We start from the raw sequence: 12,905 nt of genomic DNA on the forward strand, positions 1-12,905 counted from the left end.
ACGGAAGTGTTCCCCTTATATTAAAAATGTTGCAGTTGTTAGTTGCTGTGTTGAACTGTTTTTACTCAAGGCCCGACGTTTGATTGACTTACCCGTTGCATCCCCCGACACCCTGAAAACCAACCCGATGACCGTGTATCTGGCGCGTCTGGCTCCCTCCAGCCAACTGACCATGCGTTACGTTCTGCAAGATGCCGCCGACCGTCTCGGCTTCGAAGACATGAACGTCGAAGACATTCCCTGGCATGCACTGCAACCGGAAGATGTGGTTGCGTTAGTCGCCGCATTGCGCGCCGACAATTACGCGCCGAATACGTCTTCGCTGTATGTAAACGCCATTCGCGGTGTGATGAATGAAGCCTGGCGCATGAGTCTTATCAGCCAGGAACATTTATTGAAGATGCGCTCGGTCAAAGGCATTGCCGGTACCCGACTGTCTCAGGGGCGCAACTTGAAGCGCACGCTGATACATGAATTGATGGAAGTCTGCGCGGCCGATCCGCGACCGCAAGGTTTGCGTGATGCGGCGGTGATTGCGCTGTTGTACGGCACCGGCATGCGCAAGTCGGAGTCGGTGGATCTGGACCTCAATCAGGTGGACTTCAACGAGCGCAGTCTGTGCGTCACCGCCAAGGGCAATAAACAACTGATCAAGTACGCGCCAGCCTGGGCGTTCGCCAAACTGAATGCCTGGCTGGAGTTTCGTCGCTCGGAACTCAAGGAAGGCGAGAGCGACGACACGTTTCTGTTCAACCGCATCCGCCGTGGCAGCCACATCACCCGTGAGCGCATTACCAAGCACGCGATCTATTACATTGCCCGCCAGCGCGGGACCCAGGTCGGTGTGAAAATCATGCCCCATGATTTCCGTCGTTCGTTCATCACTCGGGTGATCGAAGAACACGACCTGTCGATCGCCCAGAAGCTGGCCCACCACAGCAACATCCAGACGACCGCCAGCTACGACGTGCGCGACGACAACGAGCGGCGCCGCGCGGTGGATCGCTTCGACCTGTAGTCAGGGCACCGCAAAGACGTGGGCTGTCCCCAGAATGGACAACTGCACGGTGCTGCCGGCCGGTGGCGCGTGCATGCCGGAGCTGCGTACCAGCAATGAGCGGCCGGGGCTGGCCCGGGAGCGAAGTTCCACGGTCAGGGTGCAGACGTTGCCGCCGAAGTCTCGATCAGTGACCACTGCGTGGCAGCCGTCCGGGTCGGGCGGGATGTCCGAGAGTTGAAGTTGTTCCGGCCGCAGCATGATCTGCGCGGCGCCGGAAAAACCGTTGGTGTTGACCGCCACCCGACCCAGGTCGCAATGGGCCCAGCCGGCTTCGATCCGGGCGGGCATGACCACGGCTTCGCCGAGAAAATGCGCGGTCTGTTCGTCGCAGGGATAGCGGTAGAGGTCCATCGGATGCCCCGACTGCACCAGACGACCGTCGCGCATGACGGCCAACTGGTCGGCGAACGACAGCGCTTCGCCCTGATCGTGGGTCACCAGAATCGTGGTCACGCCGGCATCCTCCAGCAGGCGCGCGACCATTTTGCGCATGGCGCCGCGCAAGCCGGTGTCGAGGGCGGAAAAGGGCTCGTCGAGCAGCATCAGGCGTGGCCGCTGGGCCAGTGCGCGAGCGAGTGACACCCGTTGTTGCTGGCCGCCGGACAGTTCGTGGGGCCAACGCGCCGCCATGTCGGCGTTCAGGGCGACGCTGTCCATCAGTGCCTGAATGCGTTCGGTTCGGCGGCCGCCGGTTTCCGCCAGTCCGAATCCGATGTTGTCGGCCACGGTCATGTGCGGGAACAGCGCACCGTCCTGCGGCACGTAACCAATCTGCCGTTGATACGCGGGTACGGCGTGGTTGCTGTCGACCAGGGTCTGGCCGTTGAGCGTGAGGCTGCCGGCGTCGGGGAATTCGAACCCGGCGATCATCCGCAACAGGGTGGTCTTGCCGGAGCCGGAGGGGCCGACGATCACTGTGCGGCTGCCGGTCGGGACGGACAGGTTGACGGAGTCCAGCGCCGTTTGTGCGCCGAAGGCTTTGCTTAATGAGTTGATTTCGAGAGCGTTCATCGGCCGGCACTGCGCCTGGATTGGTGATAGAGGATGGCCGTGAGCGGCAGCGACAACAGCACCATCAGCAGCGCGTAAGGCGCTGCGGCGGCGTAGTCGATTTCGCTGGTCATGGCCCAGAAACCGGTGGCCAGGGTGCGCGTGCCGTTGGGCGCGAGCAGCAGGGTCGCGGTCAGTTCATTGGTGATCGCCAGAAACACCAGCGCCGCGCCCGCCGCCGCACCGGGCGCCGCCAGACGCAAGGTGATCTGCCACAGGGCGCGCAACGGTGAGCGCCCGAGGCTTTGCGCGATGTTTTCCAGCTCGACAGGCGCTTGCGCAAACCCGGCGCGCAGGCTGACCAGTGCCCGGGGCAGAAACATCAGCAGATAGGCCAGCAGCACGGTGATCGTGGTCTGGTAGATCGGTCGGGCGAAATGGATGGTCACGGTCACCAGTGCCAGCGCCACGACGATTCCCGGCAGCGCGCTGGTGATGTAATTGCAGCCTTCGAGCAGGCGCTGCAGCTTGCCGGGGGCACGAATTGACAGCCAGGCAATCGGGATCGCCGCGAGGCTGGTCAACAGCGCACCGGCCACCCCGAACGACAGCGTTTGCAGCAACGCCGGCAGCCATTCGTTGCCTTGCCAGACCTCGGCGCCGCCGGCGATCAGCCATTTGCCGAGGGTCAGCAACGGCACGCCGAGCGCCAGCAGGCAGGTCAGGCCTTGCAGGCACAAGCCCAGCGCGGCGGTGCGCCGATGCAGGCGCACGGTGCGTTGTTCGCGAGCGCTGCCGGAGCCGACGCGGGCGTATCGCGCATGACCACGGGCGCCGGATTCCACCATCAGCATCGCCAGGCAACACAGCGCCAATACACTGGCGAGCATGTTGGCGGCCGGGCCGTTAAAGGTTGATTTGAACTGGTCGAAAATCGCCGTGGTGAAAGTGTCGAAGCGGATCATCGCGTACAGGCCGTATTCCGCCAGCAAGTGCAGACCGACCAGCAACGCACCGCCGCAGATCGCCAGGCGCAGTTGCGGCAACACCACCCGGAAAAACACTGCCCACGGCTTGAGGCCGAGGGATTCGGCGACGTCTTCAATCGCCGGATCGAGACGACGCAACGTCGCCGCAATCGGCAGGTACAGAAACGGAAAATAGGCGATCACCGACACCAGCACCCCGGCCGGCAATCCATTGATCGACGGAATCAGGCTGACCCACGCGTAGCTGTGCACGAACGCCGGCACCGCCAGCGGGGCGACCGCCAGCAATGACCACAGCCGTCGCCCCGGGAGGTCGGTACGTTCGGTCAGCCACGCCAGAGTGGTGCCGAGCACGATGCAGATCGGCAGCGTGATCAGTACCAGCAGCACGGTGTTGATCAGCAGCTCGGCCACCCGAGGGCGGAAGACCAAAGCTTCGATGGTTGCCCAGCCGGTGTACCACGACACGCCGATCACAAAGCCGATCGGCACCAACGACAACAGCGACACCGCGATGGCCAGCACGACCACCCACGGACTCCCGCGTCCGTTGAGGGCGCGGGTCCTGCGTGACAAATGGGCGGAGGGCGTCGCAACGATCTCCGCGGGCAGCGATTCAGGCATCAATTACAGCAGTCCTGCCTGGGTCATCAGTTCGACGGCTTTCTTGCTGTCGAGCTTCGATGCATCGACTTTCGGCGCGTCCAGGTCCTTCAACGGCACCAGTTTCGGATTGGAACCGGCGTCCTTGCCAACGGCGTATTCAAAAGAGTTGCCGGTACGCAACACATCCTGGCCTTGCTTGCCGGTGATGTATTGGAGGAATTTCTGCGCGTCTTCCTGGTGTTTGCTGGAAGCCAGCACGCCGCCACCGGAAATGCTCACGAATGCGCCCGGATCCTGATGCTTGAAGTAGTGCAGGGCGGTGTTCTTGCTGTTTTCGCCGGTCTTGGCCTGATCGACGAAGGCGTAATAGTGATAGATCACGCCGCTGTCGACTTGTCCGGCGTTCACCGCTTTGAGCACCGAGCTGTTGCCTCGGTAGGCGGTGAAGTTGGCTTTCATGCCCTTGAGCCATTCGAGGGTGGCGGCTTCGCCTTTCTGTTGCAGCACGGCGGCGACGATCGCCTGGAAATCCGCACCGGCAGGCGACGCGGCCCAGCGACCTTTCCAGGCCGGGCTTGCGAGGTCCATCAGCGATTTGGGCAGGTCTTTTTCCGACAGCTTGGCCGGGTTGTAGACGAACACCGTGGAGCGCGCGGCGATACCGACCCAATGGCCGTGGGCCGGGCGATACGCCGCATCGACTTGTTCGAGGGTCGCCGGAGCCACGGGCGCGAACAGCTTGGCGTTGTCCACCAGCACCATGGCCGGGGAGTTTTCCGTCAGGAACACATCCGCTGGCGACGCCGCACCTTCCTGTACGATCTGATTGCCCATTTCCGTATCGTCGCCGTTGCGCACCGTGACCGGAATCCCGGTTTCTTCGGTGAACCCGGCCACCCAGGCCTTGGTCAGGGTTTCGTGCTGGGCGTTGTAGACCAGAAGGCCGACTGAATCGGCGGCAAAGGCCTGCCCGGCAGCAAGCAGCGCAGTCGCCAGCGCGGCCTGTTTCAGGAAGGACGGAAGGGATGGACTCATGGCGGGGCAGCTCCTGTTTTTTAGACGTTCATGGGCAAGCGTTCGCGTGAGTTTCAATGCGAATGATTTGCATATGTTGGCTGGCAATGTAGAGAAGCAAATGAGAAAAAATCGTCAAACCAACCGTTAATACATGTCATTGCCATTCAGGTTAGCAGTCACTTGGCGGGGACGCCGGGCGAACCCGGCGCTGTCTTTCAGAAACGTTGGGGGAGGTAGGCCACGCTTTGATCTTCCCGGCCGTGGAACAGCTGTTCGCCGCGCGTGGGCGTGGTGGTGATGACTTGATGGTCGCGGCTGAGGTGATTCAGCGGAATGGGATCGCCGGTGCGGTACTGGGCGACAAAGAGGGTTCGTTGCGGATCCCAATGCTGACCGCTGGTGCGTTCCAGCCAGGCGAACATGGCGGCGGTATCGCCGTCGCGGGGGAAATCCCGGTTTTCCGGTACGTAGTAGAACGGCGCGCCGCCCGTCTGCAGGTACAAGGGGACTTTGTTGTCGACGTCGACCATGACCAGGCGCCATTGGCTCAACGGTGCGCGTTGGCTGGCTTGCAGAAGGACGGTTTCGCCGAAACGGATTACACCGCCTCCGCTGTTGGTCCACGGGTAAAGCACACCGAGTATGCCGAGCAGCAGGGCAGTAGCCACGCCGAAAGCGATTTTCAGGCCACGCCCGTCGAACGGGCCTGCGCCATTTCGAACCGCCGCGCGCCGGGTGATCCACCACGCCCCGAGCAGTTGCGCGAACGGCACCAGTGGCAGCACGTAATAACTGCGTCGGCTGCCGCTGGCCGTGAAGAACAGCATTAATAATCCCAGGCCCTGAATCAGCCAGCGTGTGTCCGGTTCGATGTGTTTCCAGTTCCGCGCCGCGACCCACAAGGCAACGATCCAGCACGGCGCCCAGGGCAGGGTATAAATCGGCAGGTACAGTAAATAGGTGTAGATCGGGCCGATATTGTCGAATGGCTGGAAAAACCGCACGACGTTTTCCCGCAATACCAGCCCGAGGCCGCTTTGCCCGTAATTCGGCGCGCCGTAGAGGTGGGACAGCAGGAACGGCGTCATGTAGAACACCCCGGCAATCAACAGCGCGGCGAGCAGTCTCAGATTGAGATGACGCTTCCAGCGGCGGTCATTCAACAGGTGCGGCAGCAGCACCAGCCCCGGCAGGATAAAGCCGATCAGCCCCTTGAACAGTGAGGTCAGGGCCAGCAAACAGCAGAACACCACGTAACGCGAAAAACGGGTGTCCTCCGGCCCGCGCCAATACCACCAGACCGCTGCCAGCACCCCGCACACGGTCAGAATGTCGGCCGTGGCGACCCGTGCCCAGAACACGAAGTAGAAGGTGGTTGCCAGCATCCACCCGGCGATCAGCCCCGTGCCCTTGCGAAACAACTGCTCGCCCAGCCGATACACCAGCCACACGCTCAACCACGCGGACAGCACCGAAGGCAGACGCAGCGACCAGTGATCCAGGCCACCGGTCAACCCTGCGGTTGCGGTGATCAGCCAGTACGACAGCAACGGCTTGTCGTAATAGGGATCGCCCTTGAGGTACGGATCGAAGTAATCGCCGCTTTGCAGCATCTGCAACGCGATGTTGGCCCAGCGGGTTTCCGCGCCCCACAGTTCGCGGCTGCCCAGGCCCAACAGCAACATCAGGGCGCTGGCGGCCAGCAGGAGCAGCAGGGCGGTGCGGTCATTGTTGCGCACCGTCATGGTTGACCCTGCGCAAAGATGAAAATGTGCAGATTGCCGCGCCGATAATGCTTGCCGTCCACCGGCAGCCGTTCTACTTCCTGCTCTTCCTGAGTGCTGTTGACGCGCAACACCACACCGACGGCGCCTTTTTTCCGCGCGTCGGTCATCCACTGGTCGACGCTGTCCAGGGTGACTTTGCGTGCCGACATGGCCGGGTCTTCGAGGCCGTATTTCAATTCGCCGATGGTGTTGAACAGGTCCACTTGCGGGCGTTTCAGGCGCCACGCCAGCGCCGAGGCCGCGCCCAGATCGTTGCTCAGCAGGGACGCGGTTTCACTCAGTTCCCGTTGATGCTCGGCAATGAACTGATCGGGCATCTTGCTGTTGACGATCTGCGCCGGCATGGCCGCAGGCAGCAACGCTACGAGCAGTCCGATACCCAATGCCGGCATTGCCCACAACGTCAGTGGCCGCAGCACTTGCAAGGCGTTGGCGATGATCCAGCCCATCACCACGATGTAAGCCAGCGACAGGCTGAACATCTCGGTGTTTTCGTAGATTTCTTTCCTGGCCTGAAGATAGAGCAGGGCCACCAACGCAACACTGGCGAGCACCGTGTTGATCACACCGTTCAGGCGCAGGATCCGGCCATTGCGTTGATCCTGCCACCTGACCACGGTTTGCCCCATCAACAGCGCGACGGGCAGCAGGCACGGCATGATGTACGTAGGAAGTTTGCCGCTGCTCAGACTGAAAAAGGCCAGTGGCAGCAGGAACCACAGTGCCAGGTACGCAATTTTTGCCTCACCCCTTTCGCGCCACATGCGCAGCAAGCTCGAAGGTAGCAGCAGCGCCCACGGCAGGGTTGAGGCAAACAGCAAAGGCAGGTAGAACCACCACGGACGGGCATGTTGCGCGTCGTCTCCGGCGGCAAAGCGACGGATGTGTTCGTGCCAGAAGAAGAACCGCCAGAAGTCCGGTTCCCGGTAATGGACTGCCAATACCCAAGGCAGGCTGACGAGGGCGCAGACCGCCATAGCGACCAGTCCGTAACGCACCAGCTCACCGAACCGTCGTTGCCAGACCATGTAGGGCAGTGCGATCAGCACCGGCAACAGCAGGGCGAGGAAGCCTTTGGTCATCAGACCCATGCCACATGCGACGCCGAGCAGGACCCAGCCACCCAGGCGAGCGCGGGGCGTGCGGCTGTCGATGGCAAACCACGCAGCCACCATGCTCAGGTTGACCCACAAGGTGAATTGCGGATCGAGATTGGCATAGCCCGCCTGACCGGCGATCAGCCCGAAACTCATGTACAGCAGGGCGCTCGCGAGGCTGATTCGAGGGTTGTTCCAGAGTCGACGGGCCAGCAGATAAGTCAGCCAGACACTGGCTCCGGTACTCAGCGCCGAAGCAATGCGTACGCCAAACAGGTTGTCACCGAAAATCGCCTGGCCGATGGCAATCAACCAGTAGCCGGCAATCGGTTTCTCGAAATAACGGATGCCCATGAAATGCGGGGCTACCCAATTGCCACTCAGCAGCATTTCCTGGCTGATCTGGCCGTAGCGGGTTTCATCGGGGATCCACAGGCCGTGGTTCATCAACGGCAGCAGGTAAAACACCACGAACGCCAGAATCAGGCCGGGGATGGCCCAGCGTTCGATAGTTGTTGCCGGGGACAAGAGGGCAGCGTGTCGCAGCGGGTTGTTCTCAGACGTCATGACAAAGCCTTGGTACCGTACGAAATTCTGATGTCGATGACCTGCCCGGCGTGTTCCTGAGCGAGCGTGTCATCGTGCTGAATGAATGCAGGTGTCGGGGCATTTCCTGTATCCAGAGAACTGCCGTACCTCCAGGCCGAAGTACTCGCGATACAGCAAAGCCTGAAAAAAACAGCTGTCCAGTAAATCGGGGGCAGGTACACCGCTTATTACAATTTAATGAAGTCTGCTTTGTTTGATTGAATACAACTCGGAACTGTCAATTAGCTGTCCAAGGCGTTAATCACTATTGAGTTGAGACCAGGCCTCGGCATCCAGAATACCCAGCACTTTAAGTTGCCCCTTGGCATCAAGGCGAACAAACAGCGTGCTTCCATAATCAGCGGCGATCGCGTGAGGGAAACCGGTCTGTTTTTCAAAGTCGCTGATACAGCCGCTGTGGGTGATCAGCACCAGATTGCGTTGCGCAACTTTGTGCGCCACCACCTCGTTACGCAGCGACGGACCGCAGGATTCAAGCCAGGTCTGGGCAGTAGCGTCCTGCCCGAACATGGCACGCGCCGTTTGCACGGTCCGGGTCAACGGGCTGGTCAACACCTGCGCCTGCTGCATGCCCAGCCTCGCAAAACCCTTGCCCACCCGCGCAGCCGAGTCATTGCCTACCTGAGTGATACCGTCTTCCGGGCCCAGACAAACATGGTCGGAGCGGTCGCAACGTTCAGCATGGCGCACCAGCGCCACGACTTCGCCCGCCTGCCAGGCGTTGGTCCAATCAGCTCTTGAGGCCTTCCCCGCATGGCCCAGATCAATGGGCGAGCGGGTTACCCAGACGAAGCCGCTGACCAGTGCAATCGCAACCCCTGCACCGATAACCGTCAGCAGTTTTCCAAGTCGCAATATTCGACGTTGTTTATAGACTGCTGTTAACAGCATCTGTCGCTCCACGCCATACCCCTTAACTTCGCAGGCGCGAGTGGCCTGCGATTTAATCAACTTTATGGTTGCGTACTTGAATGCTGGCTGAATGTTGGAGCTGTTCACGTTGGGCCGCAGTGAAGAACATGTGAAAAATTTGCGAGAGTAGAAAGTGTGCAATTAATCAAGTTTCTGATAACCAGACTCAAATACGCTTTTTTTACCGGGCTGGCTTAACAACTGTTGCTGTTTGAGGTGAAGCTGAATCTGTTCGGTCACATCTACTGAGTACACACCTGATGTTGACCGCTGAGTCTGACAACAGAGGTGGAGTCCTCCAGCCGAATGGATTTCAAGCAAAGCCTGACGAAACGGATCGTCATCGTATTCGCCTCGATGAGTGCGCTGGTGGCCGGCGTATTTGCGCTGGGAATCGTTGCCACCGTGCATGTGGTGGAACACAAGTTGACCGCCACGACCTTGATGGGCGGTCTGCATCGTTTGCTGGCTATGGATGACATCAGTCGCTGGAGCCATCGACCGGAAAAGAGCGAGCTGTTTTTCTTCGAAGGCGGGCCGGGTGCGATGGCGCTGGTTCCGTCACTGGCGTCTCTGTCACCGGGGTTTCAGGAGGTCATGTTCGAGGGTGACGGTTTTTTCGCCATGGTCGAGATGGTGGGTGGACGCAAATACGTGCTGTTGCGTGATCAGGAGAGTCTCGAGCAGCGTGAGCGTCTGTTGTTCATTGTGGTCGCGGTGGGATTCATTCTGAGCATTCTGCTTGCGATTGTGCTGGGCCGATTGCTGGCACGGCGCGTGATGGCCCCGGTCATTCGGCTGGCACGCCAGGTTCGTCACCGCGACCAGCTGCTGGTGCTGGCGCCGCCCCTGCATCCGGACTACGCGGCGGACGAGGTCGGGGAACTGGCGCTCTCGTTCGATCAGACACTGGGCCGGCTGCGCGAAACGCTGAGCCGTGAAAAGCTCTTTACCAGCGACGTGAGCCATGAGCTTCGCACACCGTTGATGGTGCTCGGCGGCGCCTGCGAATTACTGCTCGCCAATCCGTCGCTCGATGCGCGTTCGGCCGCGCAGGTCAACCGTATCGCCCGGGCCAGCCATGAAATGTGTCAGCTGGTGGACACCTTCCTCATGCTCGCCCGCTCGCAGGAGGATACCGGTGGTGACATTTGCGTCACGCTTGAGGAGGTAGCGCGGGTCCAAAGTGAAATCTGGGGTCGGCTGATCCGCGAAAAAGGGCTCGATTTTTTCTGCGACATCAACCCGGCCGGCGCGGCTCGCTACAACCAGACCTTCTTGCAGTCAGTAATGGGCAACCTGCTGCGAAATGCCTGGCATTACACCGATCAGGGTTTTGTCAGGCTGAGCGTCGGGGAAAACGGTTTTGTGGTCGAAGACAGCGGCATCGGTATTCCGGAGGAGCAGCGACAAGCGATGTTTCAGCCGTTCGTGCGCGGTGACGAGCGTCGAGGAGAGGGGCTAGGACTGGGATTGTCACTGGTGCAGCGGATCTGCAACCGGGAGCACTGGCAAGTCCGGCTCACCACGCGCGAGCCCCACGGTTGTCGTTTTGCCGTCTCGCTGAGCCCGGTTCCTCAAGAGGACGGTGGACAGCCGCGCGTAGTGCCCGCTGCCTGACTGATCAGCGCAGCCAGACGCTTGACGTTGTTCTGCTGGGCCACCACCAGATCGTCGATGGTCGGTCCGGACGGGGTTTGCAGCAGCGAACGGCAGGCGAGCAGGGCATCGTCCCCGGCGTTGGCCTGGCGCAGGCGCCATTTGACGTCGATCAGCCCGTATTGCCCGGGAATCGAATCGAAGCGTTGCACATCGATGCGCACGGACGTTTTGCGCGCGCCGCCGGCATTGCTCAGTTGATCCACCAGCGCGCTGCGCAATTCATCACTGAGGCTCGCGCCCCACCATTCGGTCTCAAGAATCGCCAGGCCGCTGTTGCCCTGGCGGATCACGATTTGCGGCCGGTCGACCTGCGGCGGCACGCTGATGCTTTCGATGGCGATCTCCGAATCAGCGCGGCCGGCCACCGGTTGCGTCGGCGTCAGTGTATGAAAGCTGATCGGGGCGCTGCTGCACGCGCCGAGCAACAAGCTGATCGAGAGCACGGTGAACTTCAGCTTCAAAGCCATGGGACAGCTCCTGTGCTCAGTTGCGCGGCGGCCCTTTGAGGTCCAGTGGCGCGGCGTTGTCGGGACGGCCGCGAATCAACGATTCCGGATGACGGCCCAGATAATCGGACAGCTCACGCAGCGAACGGGACATGCGCCCGAGCTCGTCGAGGGTCTGGCTCAGTTGTTCGCGTTGCGGTGAATCTTCGGCCAGGGTCGAACTGGCCGATTGCAAGGTCTTGCTCACGTCGGCGAGGGTGTTCTGCACGCCGGGCAGGGTCTTGGCGTTGAACTGGGCCAGGCCTTTGCGCAATTCCACGAGGTTGCTGTCGAGGTTGCCGGCAATCCGTTCCACCGGCAGCTTGTTGAGTTTGTCGACCATCGCTTCGAGTTTTTCCTGCAACTGTTCGAGGCTGCCGGGGACGGTCGGAACGCTGACCGGGCGGGCAGTGGGGTCAAACGCGACTTTTTCGGCTTTGGGGAAGAAGTCCAGGGCAATGTACAACTGGCCGGTCAGCAGGTTGCCGCTACGGGCCTGGGCGCGCAGACCGTTGTCGATGAAGGTGCCGATCAGGCGCACGGCCGCCGCTTCGTCGTCCGGATTGTGCTCGAGTGCCTTGAGCATCTTGATATGAGCCTGGCCGAGGCGTGCGGGGTAGATCACGATGCCGACGTTGAGCGGGAAGCTGCGTTTTTTCGCGTCGAAATCGAGGTTGACGCTGACCACCCGGCCGATCTCGATGCCGAGAAATTCCACCGGCGCATCGACTTTCAGCCCGCGCAGCGCCTGGTCGAAACGCAAACTCAGGTACTGCGCCTTGCCGTTGGGCGGGGCGAGGGCGGTTTGCTGATCGTCGAACAGGTCATAGGTTTTTTCTTCGGCGGCAGCGACATCGTTGGGGCTGTACTCCGGCGCGCGGAAGGCGATGCCGCCGACCAGCAAGGTCGACAACGATTCGGTTTTCACCGCAAAGCCGTTGGCGCCGACGTTGACGTCAATGCCGCTGGCGTTCCAGAACCGGGTGTTTTCGGTGACAAAAGCATCGTTTGGCGCGTGGATGAACACCTCGATGTTCACCCCTTTGCCATCGGCGTCCAGTGCGTAGGCCACCACCTGACCGACTGGAATCTTGCGGTAATAGACCGGCGAGCCGATGTCCAGCGAGCCGAGGTCCGAGGCGTGCAGGTTGAAGCGCTTGCCTGGTTCGCCGTAGGTGATCGGCGGCGGGTTTTCCAGGCCTTTGAAGTGTTTTGCGCGCGAGTTGGACTGACCGATGTCGGCGCCGATGTAGTCACCGGACAGCAACGTGTCGATGCCCGAGACACCGCCCGCACCGATGCGCGGGCGCACCACCCAGAACTGTGAGTCTGCGCGGGTAAAGGTTTCGGCCTGCTTGGCCAGTTTGATCGTGGCGTTGACGTGTTTCTGGTCGTTGCTCAGCTCGACATCCGTGACCTGGCCGATCACCACGTTGCGGTATTTGACCTCGGTCTTGTTGGCGGTCAGGCCGCTGCCGGTCTTGAAAGTGACGATGATGCTGGGGCCTTCCTGCATCAGGTTGTGCACTACCAGCGAAATGCCCACCAGCACCGCGATGATCGGCACGATCCACACCAGCGAAATGCTGAAACGGCGGGTCTTGACCGACGCCTGGCCGGGCGCTCGCGGTTGATCGGCGGCTGACGACTCCATCCATGACCTCCAGAGTGTATCGGGCACTGAGCGTCAG

At 61.1% G+C, this 12,905-nt stretch carries 10 protein-coding genes; 2 read left to right on the forward strand and 8 right to left on the reverse strand.

What is annotated here, in order from left to right:
* The first annotated feature begins 127 nt into the window (after positions 1-127).
* Positions 128-1,018 carry a site-specific integrase gene (locus MKZ87_RS02890; RefSeq protein WP_085696090.1) on the forward strand — a complete coding sequence of 297 codons (891 nt, stop codon included), beginning with the start codon at positions 128-130 and terminating at the stop codon, positions 1,016-1,018.
* Here MKZ87_RS02890 and MKZ87_RS02895 read toward each other — a convergent pair whose 3' ends face one another.
* The 6 genes from MKZ87_RS02895 to MKZ87_RS02920 form a co-directional block, all read right to left on the reverse strand.
* On the reverse strand, positions 1,019-2,071 hold the full coding sequence (locus tag MKZ87_RS02895; RefSeq protein ID WP_085702035.1) for an ABC transporter ATP-binding protein: 1,053 nt from the start codon (positions 2,069-2,071) through the stop codon (positions 1,019-1,021).
* On the reverse strand, positions 2,068-3,663 hold the full coding sequence (locus MKZ87_RS02900) for an ABC transporter permease (RefSeq protein WP_085702036.1): 1,596 nt from the start codon (positions 3,661-3,663) through the stop codon (positions 2,068-2,070). Before MKZ87_RS02900 ends, MKZ87_RS02895 begins: the two co-directional genes overlap by 4 nt.
* A 3-nt stretch (positions 3,664-3,666) precedes the next feature.
* Entirely contained in the window at positions 3,667-4,680 is a 1,014-nt protein-coding gene (locus MKZ87_RS02905; RefSeq protein ID WP_085702037.1) for an iron ABC transporter substrate-binding protein, read from the reverse strand.
* Positions 4,681-4,877: 197 nt separating this feature from the next.
* Positions 4,878-6,407 (reverse strand): ArnT family glycosyltransferase, encoded by a 1,530-nt coding sequence (locus tag MKZ87_RS02910; RefSeq protein ID WP_085702038.1) that lies wholly within the window; start codon positions 6,405-6,407, stop codon positions 4,878-4,880.
* On the reverse strand, positions 6,404-8,113 hold the full coding sequence (gene arnT, locus MKZ87_RS02915) for a lipid IV(A) 4-amino-4-deoxy-L-arabinosyltransferase (RefSeq protein ID WP_085702039.1): 1,710 nt from the start codon (positions 8,111-8,113) through the stop codon (positions 6,404-6,406). The genes MKZ87_RS02910 and arnT overlap by 4 nt, the downstream gene beginning before the upstream one ends.
* 279 nt (positions 8,114-8,392) lie before the next feature.
* Positions 8,393-9,154, reverse strand: coding sequence for a histidine phosphatase family protein (locus MKZ87_RS02920; RefSeq protein ID WP_371918954.1), 762 nt, complete (start codon positions 9,152-9,154; stop codon positions 8,393-8,395).
* A gap of 219 nt (positions 9,155-9,373) precedes the next feature.
* Here MKZ87_RS02920 and MKZ87_RS02925 point away from each other — a divergent pair, with 219 nt between their 5' ends.
* Entirely contained in the window at positions 9,374-10,687 is a 1,314-nt protein-coding gene (locus MKZ87_RS02925; protein ID WP_085702040.1) for a sensor histidine kinase, read from the forward strand.
* Here the strand turns inward: MKZ87_RS02925 and MKZ87_RS02930 are convergent.
* Positions 10,645-11,196 (reverse strand): PqiC family protein, encoded by a 552-nt coding sequence (locus MKZ87_RS02930; protein ID WP_085702041.1) that lies wholly within the window; start codon positions 11,194-11,196, stop codon positions 10,645-10,647. The genes MKZ87_RS02925 and MKZ87_RS02930 overlap by 43 nt on opposite strands.
* A 16-nt stretch (positions 11,197-11,212) precedes the next feature.
* The gene (locus MKZ87_RS02935; protein ID WP_085702042.1) at positions 11,213-12,868 is read right to left on the reverse strand and encodes an intermembrane transport protein PqiB; all 1,656 of its coding nucleotides are present in this window, start codon (positions 12,866-12,868) and stop codon (positions 11,213-11,215) included.
* Positions 12,869-12,905: the final 37 nt, after the last annotated feature.

This window comes from Pseudomonas sp. MCal1, from assembly GCF_026341415.1.
GTDB lineage: Bacteria > Pseudomonadota > Gammaproteobacteria > Pseudomonadales > Pseudomonadaceae > Aquipseudomonas.